This is a genomic window from Tardiphaga sp. (assembly GCF_041424195.1).
GTDB lineage: Bacteria > Pseudomonadota > Alphaproteobacteria > Rhizobiales > Xanthobacteraceae > Tardiphaga.
The window spans coordinates 1-18,540 of the sequence record NZ_JBGMOE010000196.1 but is presented as its reverse complement, the minus strand read 5'-3'; the positions used below and the strand labels follow the sequence as shown (position 1 = coordinate 18,540).

Sequence of the window (18,540 nt, the reverse complement as noted above, 5' to 3'; positions counted from 1 at the left end):
CATATATCCAGTCCTGCTCCAAAATCCGGGCAAAGCGCCCTCGATCAAAACCAACCGTCCTTGCGGACCTCATTGCTATCGGATAGGCGGCGGCCCTCGACTGCCGAACGACGGATCTCCAGCTCGACCTGATCGCCCTTTCGCCGGGTCCGGAAGTCTGACCCGCTCAGTCCATTGCGGCGTGCATAGTCCTCGGCCGCCTTTTCGCTGCCGAACTTGCCGCCCTCATCGAATTCCCATGCCATTGTCACTCTCCTTGATTGGGCCGGCACCGCGCCGGCGTTTCGCTACAAATCTAGCCCCAGGCTGCGCTCGGGTAGCGGCGGCAGCGGATCGCCCTTGTCTGGCTTGAGGTCAGGCGGGGCCGCGAGATCACCGACCTTGGCTGCGGCAGCGGCCGGAGCGATGGGCCCGTCCGGGATTGGCGGCAGGTCGGCGAGAATATCGGGGCGATCAGCCAGGTTGATGCCGTCGATCGGACCCGGATCGAACTTCGCCGGCGGCGGCGGTCCCTTCTTGCCATCGATGTCGAGGCGGCCGACCGTTTCGAGCGCGGAGGTCTTGTTGCCGGGGTTGAGATCGAGCTGGCGCTCCAGCTTTTCCCGGTTGTCCACCACCATCGTCAGCTCGTCGCGGACGCGGGTCACGCCGACATTGAACAGGCGCTGGTTGGACAGATTGCGCTCATGACTGTCCATGACCGTGATGGCTTTGTCGGTCGTGATGCCCTGCGCCATGTGCATGTTGAGGGCGTAGGCAAGGTCGAGCCGCGACAGCATCGGATCGCCCAGATCGAGGGTAAGGGTCTGCTTGGCCGCGTTCTCGACGGTGACGCCATTGGCGTCGACCGTCAGGACGCGCGCGAGCGCGGCATTGTGGAGGTCGCGCGGCTTGTCGTTGGACGTCCAGCGGACGCGATCACCCTCGCGGACGTGGAGATCCTTCTTCTGGGTGAGCTCGAGCCGGTCGCGCTTTTCCGTCGGTGACAGACGCTGCGGATCGAACCGGATCTTCCGGCGGCCATCGCTCAGTTCGATCTTGCCGTTCGGCAGCACCTTGGTGACGTCGTAGCGGCCTTTCGCGAGACCCACGTCCTGCGCCCCGCCGCGGCCGACATCGAGCGTCTGGCCGGGCTGGTAGGTCGATGCGTAGCGAAGCTCCTCGCGGGTGTGATTGACGCGCTCGTAGACAGAGAGGTGGATGCCCTCCCCGCGCACCGTTCCTTCAGCCGCCAGCCCGTCCTGGATCCGCTGATTGATGATCGCGCGCGACGCGCGGCCGGACGCGAACACGGCGGTCGCCTCGCGATCCCCGGCCGACAGCCCTAGCCACATGTCGGCGGCCGTCTCGGGCGCGTTGGCGCTCTCATGGACGTTGTCGCCCAGTACCTTCATCGCCTCGCCCGCCTTGCCCACATTGGCGAGGGCCGCAACGGTCCGCAGCGTGTCGGTGCGCTGACGGATATTCTCGTCCATCCGCGCCATCGTGCCGCCGGCGGCCTGGATCATCGCGAACGACTTGCCGGCATCGATCGAGGAGAGCTGCTGGCGGTCGCCAACCAGCACAAGCTTGTCGATGCCGAGCGCCGCGGTGATCCGGTGGAGCTTCAACAAGTCGTCGCTCGATACCATCGACGTCTCGTCGACCACGAGCATGGCGCCGGCAAATTTCGCCTGGGCTGCTTCGAACCGCGGCGTATCGCGCTCGGTCACGAACCGCTCGTTGGCAAGGACGAAGGAGGCAATCGTCTGGCTCTTGATGCCAGCGCCGTCAGTCAGGTCGGCGACCATCTTGTTCTGGAAGGCAAGGCCAAGGATATCGCGGCCTTCCGTTTCGGCGACGCGGGCGACCGCTTGCAGCATCGTCGATTTACCGGCGCCGGCGACGCCCTGGATCGCTACTGTTCGATCCGCGGAGGAGAGGATGAGCGTGGCGGCGGCGAGCTGCCCGGCGTTGAGCGGACGGTCCGCGGCGGCCTGCAGACGCTCCGGCGCGTTCGATGCGCCAACGATCGGCACTGCCCTCCCCGTCCCCGCTTCAACGGCCTTCAGGATGCTCTCTTCGGTGCGTAACGCGTCCTGCGTGGTCACCATACTGACGCCCTTGTCGCCCGGGCGCGTGACGCCGGGGATGAGCTGCCGGTTCTCGATCAGCTGGCCGATCCGATGCTCGACGTTGTCGATCGTCACGCCCTTGAGACCGAGGTCGAGCGCGGTCTTCGCCAGGAGATGCACATTGAACGCCGCCTCCCGCTCGGACAGGATCCGGACGGCCGACGCGACCGCGAGTTGCGAGCGCGCGGTGGCAGGCGATTGGGTGACGCGCGCCAGCCCGCTATCGACCAGCGGGTCGTGCGGACGAAGGAAGCCGCCAACGAGGTCGCGCGCGCCGTTTATCGCGTCTGTTACCGCGCGAAAGCCGCGCTCGAGACGGCTGTCGCCGAGGCCCTGACTGGAGCGCGCCTCGGCAGAGGCGAGCAGACCTTTGCCGTCGAACCCCAGCGCGGCTGCCTTGTCGATCCACCCCTGGACGAGGCCATCGCGGTCGCCGGCATTGAGCTTGGGATCGCGGGTCTTGGTGGTAACCCCGTCGCGGCCCTTGGCCGAAACGATGCCGAGTTCCGCCGCCTTCTCGAGGATCGCTTCGCGCCGCTGGCTGAATGCGTCGATCACCCCTTTCGGCACGCCAGAGATCTCGAACGTGCCGTGCTTGCCCTTGAGCTCGACCAGATAGCCCAGCTTCTCGAGACCGGCGCGGAGATAGGCGTGGTAGATCGCGCCGATCGTCGTATTGTTGCTCCAGATCTTGTCGGCATGAAGCGCCTGCCATTTGCCGTCGGGCATCTGGGTGAGATTGGCGACGACGGCATGGACATGTGCCTGCGGATCGAGCGCCCGGCTCGTGTCGTGTTGGAAGAGCGCGTAGACGAGATTGCCGGTCTGAACCGGCACCTTGCGCCCCTCGACATCCTTGCGGCCCTCGGCCAGATTCTTCTCGATCCATGTCATCGTTTTCTGGACCGCGGCCATGTTGGCGGCGAGCACGCGCTTGTCGCCGGCGACATAGGCCATGAGCGAGACCGACTTCGGCGCCGAGAAGGTGAGGTCGACCCCGTTACGGCGGTTCTCGTGCCTCGCAACGCCCTCCCCGCTCGGCAGCACGCCGCTCAGGATTTCCTCGAAGGCGTCCTTGGTGACCTCGCCCTCGAGCCCGAGCGCCTCGGCCCCTGCCCCGCCCCAGCTGCTGAGCTCGGAGGAGCCGTCGGCGGTGTAGTAATTGTCCTTGAAATCGTCCTTCGCGAAATAGTTCGCGGCGCCTGACGCGGACCGGACCGAGGCGATCGAGTGCATGGCCTAGATCCCCATATCCATGCCGTCCTGATCCCGGCCGGCCGCGAACCCTTCCCTGAGCTCGGTGAGGGTCTGATCCTCCACTTGCGCGGGCCGCGGCTGGGCATCCCTGCCCTCGCGCCGCTCATCGGTCGTCCGGGTGCCGGCGGCCTGCTCCTCCGACTTCTCGCGCCCCGCCTGCGCCTTGTCGGCGGCATGGGTCGCGGGCGTCGTTTGCTCGCTGCGATCATCGCTCCGCTGGGCGGCACGTGCGGTCTCCTCATTCTCCTCTTCGGTCGGCGTCTGGAGGATCCGCGCTGCCATATCCTTGGCGAGATTGGTGGCCTCGACGACCTCCTCGACGATCTGGACAGCACCATCCCGCCCGCCCGCTTCCCCGCCCTCGCCTCCTCCCTCTGCGCCAAAGACCTCCTCTCCGCGCCTCGACCGGACGGGCTGCATCGTGGGACGTGCAATGAAGCCCGGGGCGACCTGCGGGTAGTCCTTCCATTCGAGCAATATGCGCGCCGCAGGGAAGCCGTCGGGGAACTTCACGAAGCCGTGCATCGAGGGCAGGTTCGTGATGTCGTCGGCGATGACGAGCGGCTCGACCTGCTTGCGCGGCGTCAGGGTCGAAGCATCACGGGTGTTGTTATAGCCGTAGCTGTACGCCTCATCCATCTGGCGCACTTCACGGTTGCCGATGTAGCGCGCGCACTGCTCGGCCGTGTCGAGATCAGCGGTTGCGAGAATGAGCTTCGATCGGGCGAGCGAGGCGAGATTGCGGGCGCCCTGTTCGCCGTAGACTTCGATCAGTTTTTCGAAGCTGTGGATGCCAAGGATCATCGCGCCGCCAAAGGCGCGTGCCGTCTGAAGGCCATTTTCGATCGCCGGCAATTTGTGAAGCGCGCCGAGCTCATCGAACATGAACCAGATGCGTAAGCGTCGCGTGCGCGGCATCGTCATCAGGCGGTTGATGCACAGGTCCATCCAGAGCGTCAGGAGCGCCCGGTTCATCGGCAGATCGACATAGTTGGAGGTGATGAAGAGGATCGCGCCCGGCTTCTTCTCGCCGGTGATCCAATCGCGGATCGAGAACTGCTCGCCCTCGTCGGGGAGGAACCGCAGGACCTGCGCGTTGGTGTTGAAGACGGCACGGATCGATTCCGCCATGCGCGCCGCTTCAGGGGCCGTCAGCGGGTCGGCAATGGTGTTGGCGAGGAAGCGGTGAACGCGCTTCAAATCCGCCGTCATCAGGTTCTCGGAGAGCGCGAGATTGCTGGTCAGGCCGCGCTCCTGAAGTCGGATGCACATCTCGATGAAGAGCGTGCGCGCTGCGAGCGCCCAGAAGGGTTCGGAGGATCCGCCATCCGACGGGATCAGCGCCGCAGCGGCGGCCGTAAACTCGCTGTGGGTCCGGCAGTCATTGAAGATAGACCAGGCCGGACAGCGCGTATCCATGGGGTTCAAGATCGTGTCGCGGTCCGGGTCATAGAAGGCTTCGACATAGGCGCCGGTCAAGTCGAAGATGACGGCATTGTCCTGGCGCGCGCGCATCTGGGAGACGAGACTGCGAAGCTCGGTCGTCTTGCCCGATCCGGTCGTGCCAATAAGCATCGTATGCGACTGTTCCATGCGGTGCGGATAGGGCACGCCGGCGAGCGTGTAGGGATGATGGATGCCGCCTGCCTTGCGTTCGACAAAGGGCATTTGGAGCACGGCCGCGGGCGCCATCCTCGGGAAGAATTGCCGCGCGTCTTCCTCGAATTTCGCGACATTGTGCTGGGCAATTTCGGCGTTCAGCACATCGCGATCGACGAGCATCGCGCCACGTTCGTGACGCTCCTGGAGGATGTGTTTGCCGCGTCGGCGGGAGATGTCGATGAACCAGATCGCGAGCGGCGCGACCACGAAAAGCGACAACAGGAGCGACCCGATGAAGGCACGGATGGTGGTGTCCCAGGCCTTCTGGACCGCGGGGATGTAGGGCACCGCCGGCATGATCGTCTTGAAGATATCGCCATTGGGCAGCGTGACGTTGACGCGCTTGTTCGGGTTGAGGTCGACCCAGTTCCAGAGGGCTGAATAAAGCTTCATGCAGACAAGCTGGAATCCATGCTCATCGAGACGCACGGACAGGATGATGAACCAGGCGGCGAGGAAGAAGAAGAACCAGGCGATCAGGGGCAGTTTCGCGCCCGAAAACCACATCAGCATTTCGTGGGTGAGAAGCTGACTGCCCCGCGTGAAATTGCCCGAGTTTCGCTGCACGCGGCCGCGCGCGCTATGATGGGTCAGAGGGATGTTTTTCCCATTCGAGCGGATGTCCTCACGCGCCATGATATTGGACCAGGCGCTTGTCGGTTTCGGCGACGAGGCGATCGCGAAGCTCGGGATATTGCTCGCGGATGATCACGTCCAAGGCGAGCTGCTGGAACTCGCTGATCCTGGCGATCCGGCGATGGCTGGCGGTCAGGAGATCGGACGAGGAGAGGAAGACGTCGAGGGCAGCACGAATGATGTCGGCGACGCTGAGTTTTTGGTCGGCCGCGATCGCGCTGAGGCGATCCCACTGGGACCGCTCGAGGCGGACGTTATAGTGTCTGTAATTGGTAGCCAAAGCCAACCTCCTAGCAGGGAGGCTGGTGGGGACTGAAGAATGATCCAACTTATAGCGTAGGCGGCACGTCCGAGCAAGTTGATCGTCGCCCGGCCAGGTGCTGTAGTCTCCTGTACTACGCGAGATCGGCGCATTCCTGCGCTTTCCGCAGGCTGCCAAAGTCGTACTACAGCGTACTCCCGCCCACTCCCGCGATAAACCGTTGTGAAACAACGGAAACACTGCACCACTCGGTGCGTAGGGTGTGCATATCCTAAGAGACCGATCCCTGTCCCTGGGCTGTCTGGTGATGTCTGGAAGGGAGTGCCCGTAACCGGGTCCGGCTGGGCAGCGCTCCGCCGTGAGGCGGCAGCGAGAATCCACGTGCCCAAAGCGGAGCGACCACGATGCGGGTAAGAGGCGAGCGAAGCGATACCTTCCCCCGGCGCGCTCGGGCCTGCCCGAAAGCGCGCATCAATGGCGGCCTCCGGCCCCATTGGCCAGGCGAGGATCGTCACCCGAACGGGCGGAGACAAGGCGCATGCCTTGGCTCCGTGAGCTTGGGGTGACGGCGTCCTGCAAGGGCGCCGGCGGCCCTAGCGAATAGAGCCGTCGTCGGGCGCTAGCCCGATGCGCCCACTCCCCTCAATCACCTTCTTCCAGCGAGCGGCCACAGCGGTTATACTTGCCCTGTTCATGGCCCGATTAGCGTTGAACAAGAGGCCCATATGGCAAAGACACTGGAACAGGAGCGCTTGGCGTTCGAAGGAGATGCGCGTCGGCTGGAAGAGCGGCGCAGGAAGCTCGAAGAGAAGGAGCGTGAGCAGGCCATATCGACGGTGGAAAAGTCGGGTCTGCTCAAGCTCGAGGCCAAGCGTTTGTCGAGTCTCACCGAACGCATCCGAAGCCTCGGTATCGAGGAGGTCGAGAAGCGACTGACTGCCTGAGCCTATCCTGCCGCGGCAGCGCCGCGGCACGGCCATGGGGGGTTCGATGCCCCCCATGGCCGTTCCTCTCCCAGCAAAAAAAGGGAGAGGCCCAAGGCCCCTCCCCGTTCGTCCTCAATACTCGTCGCTCATCCGTCCCGGGACCGTATGGACCACCCGGTCGATGAGCGTCATCGGCAGTGCGTCATAGTCGCCCTCGTCGATGGCGAAGTACCGGCCGGGCTCGTCTTCGATGACGTGCTGGTCGAAGAAACTGTGCAGCGCGCGGCGCTCGGCGAAGGCGAGAGCGGCGAGGTAGGCAGCGGCGTCGGAGTAGGCGGCGGTCGAGTTGATCTGCATGGGTTCCTCCTGTCGTCTTGAATGACAGGGGAAAGGTCGTCGTTGAGGGGGCCGCCGGGTCAGGGACGCGGGCACAGCCCGCGCCGCGAAGCGGGGAGTGGGGGTGCCGATTTTGTCGTGGGCTGGAGTGGAGCGAAGCGGAGCGTAAGCCTGCGGCAAAATTGGGGGCACCGCTCATCCTTGACGCGGTGGTTCCCTCAACGACATGCTCGGAATTCTGTGAGAGATTTTATCCTCTGATGGGGGCGGAACGTTGCCCCAGGGGATTTGGCGCGACCGGCCAAGTATTGTGGCTGATAGGGGGTACCCGTGGGTGAAGCGAAGATCCGGCGCGAGGAATTGCGCGCGCATATGATTATCGAGCTGGAGCGATTGATGGCGCCGGCGACCCCGGAGGAAGACGCGCTCAACGACGAGATCAGGGCGCTTGAGTTCTATGAAATCCACCGCGTTCCGGATGCGCAGCTCAGCTATATGCGGATGGAGCCCCAGCGCTGCCATCAGAATGCCGGTGCCTATGCCAAGCTCGATCCGTCAGGCGAGAGTCGTCACGTTGCTGGTTGGTGGAAGCGCGGGGGCATTTTCTATTTCCACTCAGTCGTTCTTTCACAGACGAAACTGCACTGCGTGACGCCGCACCGTGATCGCCTGCCACTCACGTTCGCGCCGGATTTCGACATAGCATGGAGCGAGGTAGCCGGGTTTATGAAATCGGATCGTCGCGGTGCTGACGTGCCGTTCCTGGTGCGGGATTTCCCGGACAAGGTCATTGCGGAAGCGAATGAAGCGCGCGGCGCGTTGCTGGCCGGCGCCGACCCGCGCACAATCAAGATGCAGCTGTAGGCGCACAGCGCTGAAGGAGCTCGATAATGGCGCAGATGACCGATCCGGCGAACGCTCTTGCCCTGTTCCAACAGGCCTTCGAGCGCGGGCAGATCCCAGTACAGCCCGGGCGCCTCGATCCGGACTTGCTGTTCGCCCCCGAGAATCCGAATGGCCATGCGCGGTTCAACTATATGCGGGCGGAAGGACGATTACTGACAGCGCTGGTGATGTTTGCCCAAAGCGGGATGGAAGACGGCCATCCGGCCTTCAATATCGGCTATGCGGTGCCCGAAGCCTATCGAGGCCGCGGGCTAGCGAAATCGACACTGGCGGCGGCGCTTGCCGAGCTGACCACCGGTCTTGGGGCCGCAGGCATTCCCTTCATTCATGTCGAGGCCGTCATCGACGTCGATCATGTGGTTTCGCAGCGGGTCGTCAGCGCGATCTTCGATGTGGTGCCGACCGCAATCACCGACAGCGAGTCCGGCTTGCCGGCGCTCCATTACATTCGCAAGATCGCGCTCAAGAGGAGCTGATCGACCGAGGCATTTGCCGACGCGGATCCATAAGCCGGCGCACGCTTCGCGCCGTCTAAGCTCATGCACCGTCACATGTGATTTGTTCGCCGGGGCGCCTATGTGAGGCCCGGTGTGCGCTGCGAAACGCCAGCACCGCGACTGGTAATCCCGTCGAGCACGGCAACTCGGTGTGATCTTCACGCCAGGGTGCCTGCGCATATGCCCAGGTGGCGAGATCGATCTTTACGAGCGAGAGCCTGCGATCACGCGGGCGATTGCATTGGCCTTGAGGCGTCGGGCCATCTGCAGCAGGCGGTCGATATGCTGCTCCGTCCGCGATCGACCGAACCCGGCCGTCACATAGGCTTGAGTCCCGTGGACAAAAAAAGGGCGCGCCAGCGAGTGACGCGCCCTCCTTCGCCGACTGAAAACGGAAGAGGCTACGCCCATTCCAGCCGGGAAGTGTCATCGGCAGCGGCGATCGCCAGCAGCTGATCCAACCGGGCGAGATAGGTCGCAACGCCGTGCTGCGCAGCGCGGCGCCGGACTGCGGGATTGGCGAGCCGGGCGCGCATCGTGTCGATCGGGATTTCGCCAACGCTATCAGGTCTGAGACCGAGGCCATCGAGAAGCGCTATGGCATTGGCCGACGCGAGATCGAGTTCGAGACCAAGGTCCGATGTCGGCGCCACCCTCAAGTTGATCGTGCCGGTCTCCTCGATGCGATAGACGCTCACGCGCCGGCACCGGAACTGGGCCTCTTCGACGACCCTGATGACGTCGGCCTGGAATTCGAACACGCGCGAGATGGCCGCCAGCGCGATTGGGCAGACGCGTGCTTCGAAATGATAGGACAGGAACTCGTCCTCGGCAGCGTCGGGATCGAGCAATAGGGTGCCGGTCCGCACGCTCTCTTCGCGCAAGAAGATCCTGAACGCGGCAAGCTGGCGGGCGTTGATCTTGGCGATCGGACCAGGCTGATCGTCGGCGGCAGTGGCGATGCGGAATGTGATGGACATCTCGTCCTCCCCTTATTGAACCGCAACGTCCTCTCCCCCTCCCCTTTGGCCGCGACGCGGGGCCGAGGGATCGCTAACTTCCTGTGGTGACGCGCGAGCGCGCAGGCGCGCGAGGCCCAGCGGCGCGAAGGGGCTCGATGCCCCTGAGCGCCGCTCTGCGACGCAAAGAGAAGAGGAGAGGCCCCGGCCGAAGCCGAGACCTCTCCGCGTGGGCTCAGGCGCCCTGCTTGATACGCTGGTGCGAGAGGCGGACGATGTGCAGCGGGATGCCTGCCTGGCGCAGCTTCTGGGCGAGGTTCTGCTGGATGCCCGACCCTTCGCAGATGACGGCTTCGACCGGCTTCAGGTTCAGGATGCGGTCGTTGCGGACAAAGGCCGCGCGGTTGCCCTGGCTCCGGTCGAGGCGGAACTGGATGACCTTCACGCCGCGCGAGGCCGCCCAAGCGTGCGCCACGGCATCGCAGCCCTTGGCCTGAGCCGTGGTCGCAAGGATCATTTCCGGGATGCGCGCCTTGATGCCATCGAGTCCGTTCCAGAGCAGATCGGCATCTTCCCATGCCTGTCCTCCGGAGAATGCCACCACCGGTCCCTCGGGGGCGAACTGCTCGCGCCGCTCCCGGGCACGCGAGGCCAGATAGTCGCGGGCATCGATCATCGAGGCGTTGAGCGCGCTCGACACCCGGCTTCCCCGGACCGGGGAGAATGGTTTGCCGGTCTCGACGCGGTACATTTCGGCGGCGTGGTCGCGCATGCACTCCATGGCCTCGCGGCACCCCTGCAGCGTCTGGCAGAGCAGCTGCGTGTCCTCCAATTCGGTCGCGTAGATTTCTGACGGATCGTAAGCACGGGCGAGTTCTCCCAGCTTCTTCGCAGCGTCGTCCTCCCGCCCTTCGATCCGCTTGGCGACGACATGGAAGCTGTTGGCGAACCCCCAGACCAGATCGGTGGCAAACGGCTCCATGCGCGTGTCGCGCAGCACATCGAACATCGTCTGCATCATCATTTCGACAGCCGCTCGCACCTGCTCCGGATCGGGCATGTCCAGCGCCTCGGGCGCTTCGACAATGCTCAGTTTCGCCATCTCGCTATGCTCGATGAACGCTCCCTCATAGGTCTGGGTCAGGTCTTCATTTTCGCGCGCGGCCGCAATGTGGCTGGCGAGGTCGGCAAAGTTGGTGAAGTTGGTCATGATAGCCTCCATGAATCTCATCCATTCGATGAGGCTTCTCATTCGACGTGCGGCGGTCGTGGCAGTCAGGGACGTTAACCGGGAAGCCGGCGCAGCCGGACCCCGGTTAACGCCGCGCCAGCGGGGAGTGGGGGAGCCGATTTTATCGGGGCTCAGAACGAAGCGAAGCGAGAGTGGCGGGCCGCGCGAAAATTGGGGGAACCGCTCATCCTTGACGGGCTCGGATCCCCGCACGTCATATCTAGGAGTTCAGAGAGAGATATATTTTAGGGCACCACACTCGCCCCAGGCGCCCCCGCAAGGTGATCGTCACCCGGCAGGGCGGAGACCCGCAGAAGCGGGGCTCCGGGAGCCGTAGGCGAGTAGAGCGCCGGTCCCGTCCTGAGCTTGTCGAAGGACCGGGATGCGTCGAACGATCTTCGCGCGGTGCACGGTGGTTCACCAGATGTTGGTCGAACCTGGAGCCGGAATCTGCAATGCAGGCACCATGACGACGAACAATCCTTTTGGCCCGGGTGGCCCATTTAATGACCTCTTCAAGCGCCAGCGTGAGCAGGCGGAGCTGATCAAGCGTGCGCTTGGACCGGGCTATGAGCTGCAGCAGCGCCTGAAGGCGCTGGAGGGCCCGCTTGCTGGCATGCGCGACCTCCAGCGGACCGGCACATTGGCGCATCTCGCGGACCTGCAGAACGCTGGCGTCCTGAGCTCTGCCCGAGCGACCGCCACCCTCCACTCCGACAGCATCAAGGCGATGCAGGCACTAGCATCCTCATCATGGATGCTCGCGCTGCAGAAGACCGCGATCGGCATCAGTCAGGAGGATCTTGGCATCCTCAAGACGCAAAAGCTCCTTGCGGGATCGACGGGTCCGGACGTGCTGAAGCTGGCGAAGACGTTCGATGCCAATCGCTCGATCCTCGAAACGATGATGACCGCGTCAAAATGGACGGAACAGTTCCGCACACTGAGCGATCGGTTTGCGCCGAGCATTGCGGGGATCAAGGTCGCGGCGGAGAGCGCGCTCATGCTCGACATGATGACGCTGCGCGCCAGCGCGGAAGTCGTCGCGAAGAGCGCGGTGGTGGTTGCGGCTGAACAGGTATTGGAAGCGCATCGTTTGTTCGAGGCGATCGGCCAGGCCGACAGCCCGGCGCAGAGCGCCAGCCTCTTCGCGGCATTCGTATCGCTGATGGCGGCAATATTCGCGAGGTTCGGTGAAAACACACTGAAGGAATTGCAGGGGATCGGAGCGGTCAAGCTGATCGAACTCTTCATGCTCGGTGTGGCGATCTTCCAGTTCGCAGCACCGGCCGACATGTCGCCGGCGGAGAAGAAGGTCGTCGCTGAGATGAAGGTTGAGGTCGAGACCCTCCAGGACAAGCTCGACAAGATCCTCGCGGCGAACGAAGCAGCCAACGAGGCGTATGTGTCCAATCTGCCCCGGGCGGAGCTGAAGCGCGACGCGGCGATACGGCGCGAAGCACAGGGCAACGCCCAGGTGTTGATGCGCGGCGCCACGGGCATGGTGCTGGCGGTCAAGCAAAGCCAGGGCAAGTGGCGGCTCGTCGTGTACCGCGACCCTTTGACGGATCAGCTCGCCGAAGGCTGGGTCTATGCGCCGGCCGTTCAGCTGCTCGACGCGCCTGTGAAATAGGAAGGGCGGCGCGTCAGCGCCGCCCTCGCTGGTCTCAGAAGAAATCGATCTTGTCGGCGATGATCTCGCAGCCGTAGCGGGTGACGCCATCCCGATCTTCCCAGCTCGAATAGTGCAGCCGTCCGGTGATGGCGACGACGTTGCCCTTCTCGCGCGACGCGGCGGATTTGCCGAGGCCGTTGAAGCAGGTGACCTTGTGGAATTCGGTCTCCTTGGCGGTGTAGCCGGTAGCTACGTCCACATAGGTCTTGCCCTCCCGGAGCTTCACGCGATCGGTGGCGACGATGAGGGTGGTGACCGCGCCGCGGGTCTCGGGATCCTTGGCGACGCGGCCGGTGATGTTGACGTTGTTCATGGCGATGCTCCTTGTTGGGTCCGACGGCCTTCCCGCCGGTGACACCGAACAGGCGGCGTGCGGGCTCGCATCGCACCGGAGCGTCAGCGCAGGGGAACCCCTGAAGGGAGCTGGCGCGGGCAGCCGCGCAGCGGCAACACGGGCGACTGGAAGGGGTTGTGATGCGAGGCCGTCTCGCCGCAGGTGTCACGCAAGAGGCGAAGGAAGGCCTTAGGAGCCGCCGGGAAATAGCGTTGTCGCGACGTCACCGATCACCGGAACGACCAGAGTTCGGCCGACCGCGGGGCCCCCAGCCCCGCCTGCTGTTACCCGCGTGAGGCTAGGAGGTTCGATCGACCTGGCCGACCCGGCGCGCGTCGAAGGCGGCGAGCCACTTGGTGCGAATGAGATCGTAGAGGCCTGCCGGGAGGAGGCCATAGGCGACGTTGGCCTCCTTATCGCCCGGAACAGGGCGAAGATCGGGACCGGGCCATTGAAAGCGGTTCGCTTCGCTGAGCACGATCCAGGACCGGGCATCGTCGAGTCCGAGGCGGGTCTTGGTCCCGGCCGGGATCTCGACGGCCAGGCGCTCGTCGGCGGGTGGGGTGTGCGTCACCGGGAGAACGGTGACGATCTGTTCGCCGTCCTTGATCGTCGTCGCCAGCAAAACGGCGCAGGGTCGATCTTTGCTGCCGTCCTCGTTTCCGGCCTTGGCTTCATGATTCCAGAGAAACGAATAGCGGATAACGAGGCCTGGAACCGGCTTGGGAAGCGGCATCAATTATGCCGAAGTTCGTCGTCGAAATCCGCGGCCTCGGCCGTCGCGCGCGAAGCGGCGATCGCGGCGCGATCCTCCTCGGTGAAGTCGCCCAGCGCAAGCACTTCACGATCGCGGCTTTTGAGCCGCTGATATTCCGCGTGCGACATGAGCACGAGGCTGTCATGCCCATGATGCGTGATGGTAAGCGGCGCTTCCAACGCGCGGCGACTGATCCGGCCGAATGACTTCGACACCTCGACGGAACTGACAGACTGGGGCATGGCGATTCTCCTATCCGGAAAATACGGAGTTTCCGGATAAATTGCAAGATGCATGTCCGCAGTACGGGCGGCTGCGAACATGTGGTGACGATCGCTCGTTGGCCTTGGGTAGGCTCGCGTCGAAGCCGCCGTCAGTCGCGGGAGACCGGCCTGATCTGCAGGCAAACGTCGCGCGCTGTCGCAAAGAAGCCGGGCGGACAGCGGCCGAACAGGAAACTCGCCGACTTGCCGATTGGGCGCAGGTCGTGACCTACCCAGTCGAAAGCGTTGAGTTCGCCGGCCACGAGGCTAGATCCGGCGCCGGCGTCGAGACGCATCGCTTTGACGACAGGGGCCGGGATCACAAGAGAAGGTCGGCCGCAACCTCGCCCTTGGTGGTCACCGGACGGGCTTTGACGCCTTCGTCTCGGCCTCCGGCGGCTTCACGCTTGAAAAGGTAGTCGTAGTTTAGAACGTCGCCCAGCCTCGGCATCGGGGTCGCACTCGTCGTCCCACTTGTCGGCGACGATTTCTGCGGCGCTAGGCCGGACAGCTTCAAGGTGGACCATTTGCTCATCGGCCATCGTCTCGGTGGCTATAACCTCGCGATAGCCGTGCAGCGCTTCCAGCGCATGCTCCAGAAATTCCATGCTGACGATCGCAGCGCGTGGCCGCCGATGTTTGTACAGAATGACGGGCTCACGCTGGCAGTCGTCGACGATCTGGCCGAGGCGGTTGTGGGCGTCAGTCAGCTTGACCGCGGTGAACTGGTCAAAGTTCCTTTCAGGTACGGCAGATGCCATGTGCTGTCTCCGGGCTGATCGAGTCGCCTGCTGCCTCACGTTTTCGCATGGGCTCCATCCAGGTCGTCGCAGCTCAATAATGGTTGAAAATAGCCATTTTCTATAAAATAGCTAGAATCTCGCGACGGGTTCATGAGAGCTGTGCGTGAGGAGCGAGCAGCGAAACAAGAACAGAGCCCGCTTCGCGGGAACGCGAAGCGAGCCCTGTGAAGTGCGCCAGAGATGGCAGGATGGTCAGTCGGCCATTTCGGGCGTGCGGCGCCGGCGTCCACCGGCGGCAGCAGGCTCGCCGCCGAACGCGCCATCGACCGAGGATTCGCCCAGACCATCCGAGCCGGAGGGAGCGGCGGGCTCGTCGGCGCCCGGCAGCGGCGGCAGGCCGTCGTCGGCGGTCGCCGTGTCGGTGGGAGCGTCGCGGCGGCGGGTGGGACGCGACCAGACGATGTTGTAGGAGCCGTCCTCCTGGCGGAACGCCGAGATGTAGAGCGGCTTGTCGAGGCTCGGATCCTCGATCTTGCCGTTGAGGAAGGTCTCGCCGGTGGAGTTGGACGACAGCTCGAACAGCGCGCCGACCTGGACCCACTGGCGGGCGGCCGACAGCGCGAGGATTTCGAACTTGGGCGCGCGCGGATTGGCGGACTGGACGGTGCGCAGCGCGATGACGATCGCGACGGTCAGCGTCGAGATCTTGCCGGTGTAGGTGCCGCTGGCGTTCTGCTGGATGGTACCGATGTTCATGGGAAGTCTCCTGAGATTGTGCGCTCGAACCCCTTGTCCGAACACACTCTCTCACCCCCTCAGCTCCTCGGCCGTTCGGCCGAGTAAGGCGCGCCAGCGCCGCTCCGACGAGCGCCCCCTTCGGCGCTGTCGGGATCGTTCGGTATCGTCCCAGAGACGAAACAGGCGTCAGTCGGTGGGCGGCGTCGCCGGCTTGCGCCACAGTGTGATGATGTCCTGCATCTCTTCGGCGAAACCGAGGCTGTCGATATAGACGGCGCCGCGGTCGTTCTGGCCGAGAAAGCCGATGACGGTCGTGATGTCGTTGGCAACTGCGACGTCGAGGCCGAACAGGTCGGCAATCTCGAAATGTCCAAGGTCCGGGCCGTTCCACCAGGCCATCAGGAAGTTGGCGACACGCCGCGCTTGGCCGGTGTCGCTCATCGCGATGGGCAAGAGACGCGTCAGCGCGGCGCGCGCCGCATCATAGTCGGTTGGGATCGAGGTCATCGGCTATCTCCAGGCACCGAGGCTATAAGTCTGCGTTGGCGGCGCAAGCGCGATCTGCGGATCAGAGACGAAGCGGTGCCGGCATCGCGAGCCACTCTGGTTCCCCATCTGTCGCCGGAACGCTGAAGGTCGCGGCCTCGGCCGCCGAGAAAACACGCGTTAGGGCTAGCCGATCGAACCCGTCTTCATCATTCCAGAAGCTGAGGCCGTGCTCGGCGCGCCGGATCGCGAGGACGAAACCATCAGCGCCTTCATCGCGCGCCCGGTCCAGCGCGCGGTCAAGCATGCGGCCGGTGCTGCCATATTCGATGTCGGTCTCGGTGATGGCGACATAGCCGCCGCCGAACTCGCCGGCGCGCAGGCGATCATGGTCCGACGCCCATTCGAACCCGAAAGGGAGTGCCGAGCGCGCGCAGCGCTGGATCAAATTGGCGGCAGTCTCGATGCCGAACTGCTCGCCCGAGAGGAAGATGATGACCTGCCCCTCGGCATCGGGCTCGCCGATGTCGATATCGAAGTCGAGGATCGGGTAGTTCTCGTCGGGGAAGAGGTCGAGCAATCCGTCGAAAGGGCTCAGCTCCTTGCGCGGGAAAAGCGCGGCGAAATCCGCGCCGATCGTCGCGTAGTGCGCCTCGAGCCCGCTGATGCCGATGTCAGCGTCGCCGATCATCTCGATCGCGGCGATGACACGGCGCAGAAGGTCGGCCTCGGCGGCGGTGACCGCCAGGCCGAATGCGGCCTTGGTGTAGCTATTCGACATGCGTTGGTCCTTCCGCATGAGGGATGGAGTTGGTCGATGCGCCGGCCTCGGGGACGTCGCCATCGACGACGAGCGGCGGCACGGCGAAATCGGCGACTGCGAAATGCGCGAGGATCGCATCGAACGAACCGAGCTTTTCGAGCGCTTCGCGCGCGATGACGACCGTGTCGTCTTCGGTGACCGCATAGGAGGTCAGTGTTCCATCGCCTTGGTGGACGATCCGTTCCGGCCCCCACTGGCCGGCATAGCCGCCCGACCATCTGGCAAAGGGAACCTGGTTTTGCGCGCACCAGCTTTCGAGCCCACCGAAATGGCCCCAGGCGACTTCGTGGGCGTAAAGGCTGAGCGGCTCCCCGACAGTGCGGTGATGCGGCTCGAAGGCCTCGCCGTCCCATTCGGTAGAAAGGCCCTCGTTGCCGATGAGCGCGACAAGCTCGGTGTAAGCCGTCGCGGAGAGTGATCCACCGATAACGATCGATGCTGAAACACGGTCTGCCATAATAGCTCCTTGATCATCGGTGCCGCGGGCACGCGACGGTGAGCGCTGCCGGCAGGTCCGGCGACGCGGGTGGATGAATGGTGTTTGGGCGGCGGCCGTATCGACCGCACGACCAACGACGCGACAGCGTCAGCTGATCAGTGGATCGAGCCGAAAAGCGACCGCTTTGCCGCGGCCTGATGCTGTCCGTCTTTCATGCCGATCGTAGCACGCATCTCGGCATCGAGCTCATCGGCGAGGCCAATGGGCACCTCGGCATGGGGCGCGACGACGGCGATCGCGGCCTCGGCCGTTAGGAGCTCCCCGGGCTCGGTGCCGAACCAGATCAGGGCTTCGCCTTCGTCAGGCTCGTCCTCGGTGCGGAAGAAGACCTGCGCGAAGTAAGTCTGAAGCGGCCGGTCCCAACCGATGGTCGCGCGGACGACGTATGGCTGGTCGGCCTTGGGCTGAAGGTCATGCCTGCTCATTGGGTCGTCCTCCGGATCCTGTGTTGCACATGCCGCGCAGCGCCTTCGGCGCTGCTGATCGCTTTACCGGCAGCGGAGGCTGCCTGGCGTGCGCCGGCCTGCCGAAGAAGAGTACGAGCTTCGCGCAAACGCTCAACCGCTATTGCTATCGCCTGCCCGTGTTCGGGCCCGGCCGGTGTAATCCGCCGCATGGCTTGTCTCCGGGTTTGGGTGTTCGAAAGACGAGCGACCGTCAGTCGTCGCTGGGGAGCATGATCGTCATCACTCGTGTCGTGACCAGCGGGTCGGCGGGGTCTTCGGACCCCCATTCGAGCGAGAGATCGTAATAGTCGATGGTGAAGCGGATGGCATGGCCGGCGATGACGAGATCGCCCCGTGCACGTTCGCAGCCATTGTCGGGCTTGAACACGTAGCGGCGAATGGCGGCCATTATCTGGGCCTGGGCCAGGATCTCGGCGACCTTGCCGCCCTCCCCTGCGAGGGTTGCAAGGCAGGTGGCAGTGATGACGATTCGGCCGGTGGGATCGAGCCCCTGCCGACAGCGGTCGTTGAGCGCGGCGATGCGCGATGTCTGGTCGGTCATGCTGCCTCTATCTGTCCGGCGTTGAAACTATCGAGCCATTCCTCCATCGTGGGACGCTCGCTCAACGGCACGAGGCTCGCGGCATCCTGGAAACGGATCAGGTCGGTTGGTGCGTCCCGGCGAATCGCATCGATCTCGGCCTCGGGAAGAAGTCGTTCCCCGCGGATGAAATCAGTGATCCTGCCTGGTTTAGTTTTGGTCGACCGGCGCCAGAGACCTTCGACCGTGCGAAGCCGCGGTTCGGCCCGCGCTTCGATGAGGACGATCAACCGCAGGCACCATTGCGGCAACGCCCGCACCTCGTCCGGCCGGATCGCGCCGCAAAAGAATTATGCCGTCATTGAGACGCTTCATTAAGGTTTTGACGGTCTCGTGATCCTGCCCCATCTTTGGCCAGAAAGAGACAACAGAGCAGGCTCACCAGGTGC

General features: G+C 64.2%; 23 protein-coding genes. 4 read left to right on the top strand and 19 right to left on the bottom strand.

Annotated features, from left to right (window positions below; all coding sequences use genetic code 11):
- Positions 1 to 44: 44 nt before the first annotated feature.
- The 4 genes from ACEK02_RS26925 to ACEK02_RS26910 form a co-directional block, all read right to left on the bottom strand.
- Positions 45 to 245 (bottom strand): hypothetical protein, encoded by a 201-nt coding sequence (locus ACEK02_RS26925; RefSeq protein ID WP_371424531.1) that lies wholly within the window; start codon positions 243 to 245, stop codon positions 45 to 47.
- A gap of 42 nt (positions 246 to 287) precedes the next feature.
- Positions 288 to 3,350, bottom strand: a complete 3,063-nt coding sequence (gene mobF / locus ACEK02_RS26920) for a MobF family relaxase (RefSeq protein ID WP_371424530.1) — start codon at positions 3,348 to 3,350, stop codon at positions 288 to 290.
- 3 nt (positions 3,351 to 3,353) lie between these two features.
- On the bottom strand, positions 3,354 to 5,330 hold the full coding sequence (locus ACEK02_RS26915; RefSeq protein ID WP_371424529.1) for a type IV secretion system DNA-binding domain-containing protein: 1,977 nt from the start codon (positions 5,328 to 5,330) through the stop codon (positions 3,354 to 3,356).
- Positions 5,331 to 5,658: 328 nt separating this feature from the next.
- Positions 5,659 to 5,949 (bottom strand): hypothetical protein, encoded by a 291-nt coding sequence (locus tag ACEK02_RS26910; protein ID WP_371424528.1) that lies wholly within the window; start codon positions 5,947 to 5,949, stop codon positions 5,659 to 5,661.
- Between the two features lie 707 nt (positions 5,950 to 6,656).
- Between ACEK02_RS26910 and ACEK02_RS26905 the strand changes: the two genes are divergently transcribed.
- Positions 6,657 to 6,875 (top strand): hypothetical protein, encoded by a 219-nt coding sequence (locus tag ACEK02_RS26905; protein ID WP_371424527.1) that lies wholly within the window; start codon positions 6,657 to 6,659, stop codon positions 6,873 to 6,875.
- Positions 6,876 to 6,989: 114 nt separating this feature from the next.
- Here ACEK02_RS26905 and ACEK02_RS26900 read toward each other — a convergent pair whose 3' ends face one another.
- Positions 6,990 to 7,214: a hypothetical protein gene (locus ACEK02_RS26900; RefSeq protein ID WP_371424526.1), complete on the bottom strand. Its 225-nt coding sequence runs from the start codon at positions 7,212 to 7,214 to the stop codon at positions 6,990 to 6,992.
- Between the two features lie 309 nt (positions 7,215 to 7,523).
- On the opposite strand from ACEK02_RS26900, the gene ACEK02_RS26895 reads away from it, so the two are divergent.
- Both ACEK02_RS26895 and ACEK02_RS26890 read left to right on the top strand, forming a co-directional pair.
- Positions 7,524 to 8,057, top strand: a complete 534-nt coding sequence (locus tag ACEK02_RS26895) for a hypothetical protein (protein WP_371424525.1) — start codon at positions 7,524 to 7,526, stop codon at positions 8,055 to 8,057.
- A 26-nt stretch (positions 8,058 to 8,083) separates the two neighbouring features.
- On the top strand, positions 8,084 to 8,575 hold the full coding sequence (locus ACEK02_RS26890) for a GNAT family N-acetyltransferase (RefSeq protein WP_371424524.1): 492 nt from the start codon (positions 8,084 to 8,086) through the stop codon (positions 8,573 to 8,575).
- 422 nt (positions 8,576 to 8,997) lie between these two features.
- On the opposite strand, the gene ACEK02_RS26885 is transcribed toward ACEK02_RS26890, so the two are convergent.
- Together ACEK02_RS26885 and ACEK02_RS26880 are read right to left on the bottom strand one after the other, a co-directional pair.
- Positions 8,998 to 9,576, bottom strand: a complete 579-nt coding sequence (locus ACEK02_RS26885; RefSeq protein WP_371424523.1) for a hypothetical protein — start codon at positions 9,574 to 9,576, stop codon at positions 8,998 to 9,000.
- 214 nt (positions 9,577 to 9,790) lie between these two features.
- Positions 9,791 to 10,999: a DUF2493 domain-containing protein gene (locus tag ACEK02_RS26880; protein WP_371424522.1), complete on the bottom strand. Its 1,209-nt coding sequence runs from the start codon at positions 10,997 to 10,999 to the stop codon at positions 9,791 to 9,793.
- 253 nt (positions 11,000 to 11,252) lie between these two features.
- On the opposite strand from ACEK02_RS26880, the gene ACEK02_RS26875 reads away from it, so the two are divergent.
- Complete coding sequence (locus tag ACEK02_RS26875) at positions 11,253 to 12,419, top strand: SH3 domain-containing protein (protein ID WP_371424521.1); 1,167 nt, start codon at positions 11,253 to 11,255, stop codon at positions 12,417 to 12,419.
- A 34-nt stretch (positions 12,420 to 12,453) separates the two neighbouring features.
- On the opposite strand, the gene ACEK02_RS26870 is transcribed toward ACEK02_RS26875, so the two are convergent.
- The 12 genes from ACEK02_RS26870 to ACEK02_RS26815 form a co-directional block, all read right to left on the bottom strand.
- Complete coding sequence (locus ACEK02_RS26870; protein ID WP_371424520.1) at positions 12,454 to 12,774, bottom strand: single-stranded DNA-binding protein; 321 nt, start codon at positions 12,772 to 12,774, stop codon at positions 12,454 to 12,456.
- 319 nt (positions 12,775 to 13,093) lie between these two features.
- On the bottom strand, positions 13,094 to 13,531 hold the full coding sequence (locus tag ACEK02_RS26865; protein WP_371424519.1) for a hypothetical protein: 438 nt from the start codon (positions 13,529 to 13,531) through the stop codon (positions 13,094 to 13,096).
- Positions 13,531 to 13,875 carry a type II toxin-antitoxin system Phd/YefM family antitoxin gene (locus tag ACEK02_RS26860; RefSeq protein WP_371424518.1) on the bottom strand — a complete coding sequence of 115 codons (345 nt, stop codon included), beginning with the start codon at positions 13,873 to 13,875 and terminating at the stop codon, positions 13,531 to 13,533. Before ACEK02_RS26860 ends, ACEK02_RS26865 begins: the two co-directional genes overlap by 1 nt.
- Positions 13,876 to 13,925: 50 nt before the next feature.
- Positions 13,926 to 14,078, bottom strand: a complete 153-nt coding sequence (locus ACEK02_RS26855) for a hypothetical protein (protein WP_371424517.1) — start codon at positions 14,076 to 14,078, stop codon at positions 13,926 to 13,928.
- Between the two features lie 138 nt (positions 14,079 to 14,216).
- Positions 14,217 to 14,576: a hypothetical protein gene (locus ACEK02_RS26850; protein WP_371424516.1), complete on the bottom strand. Its 360-nt coding sequence runs from the start codon at positions 14,574 to 14,576 to the stop codon at positions 14,217 to 14,219.
- 234 nt (positions 14,577 to 14,810) lie between these two features.
- Positions 14,811 to 15,314: a DUF736 domain-containing protein gene (locus tag ACEK02_RS26845; protein WP_371424515.1), complete on the bottom strand. Its 504-nt coding sequence runs from the start codon at positions 15,312 to 15,314 to the stop codon at positions 14,811 to 14,813.
- 168 nt (positions 15,315 to 15,482) lie between these two features.
- The gene (locus ACEK02_RS26840) at positions 15,483 to 15,803 is read right to left on the bottom strand and encodes a hypothetical protein (RefSeq protein ID WP_371424514.1); all 321 of its coding nucleotides are present in this window, start codon (positions 15,801 to 15,803) and stop codon (positions 15,483 to 15,485) included.
- A gap of 61 nt (positions 15,804 to 15,864) precedes the next feature.
- Positions 15,865 to 16,563, bottom strand: coding sequence for a hypothetical protein (locus ACEK02_RS26835; protein ID WP_371424513.1), 699 nt, complete (start codon positions 16,561 to 16,563; stop codon positions 15,865 to 15,867).
- Positions 16,553 to 17,062 (bottom strand): hypothetical protein, encoded by a 510-nt coding sequence (locus tag ACEK02_RS26830; protein WP_371424512.1) that lies wholly within the window; start codon positions 17,060 to 17,062, stop codon positions 16,553 to 16,555. The genes ACEK02_RS26835 and ACEK02_RS26830 overlap by 11 nt, the downstream gene beginning before the upstream one ends.
- Positions 17,063 to 17,199: 137 nt before the next feature.
- On the bottom strand, positions 17,200 to 17,529 hold the full coding sequence (locus ACEK02_RS26825; RefSeq protein ID WP_371424511.1) for a hypothetical protein: 330 nt from the start codon (positions 17,527 to 17,529) through the stop codon (positions 17,200 to 17,202).
- A 232-nt stretch (positions 17,530 to 17,761) separates the two neighbouring features.
- Positions 17,762 to 18,112: a DUF3768 domain-containing protein gene (locus ACEK02_RS26820; protein ID WP_371424510.1), complete on the bottom strand. Its 351-nt coding sequence runs from the start codon at positions 18,110 to 18,112 to the stop codon at positions 17,762 to 17,764.
- Entirely contained in the window at positions 18,109 to 18,381 is a 273-nt protein-coding gene (locus ACEK02_RS26815) for a hypothetical protein (RefSeq protein WP_371424509.1), read from the bottom strand. The genes ACEK02_RS26820 and ACEK02_RS26815 overlap by 4 nt, the downstream gene beginning before the upstream one ends.
- Positions 18,382 to 18,540 lie beyond the last annotated feature (159 nt).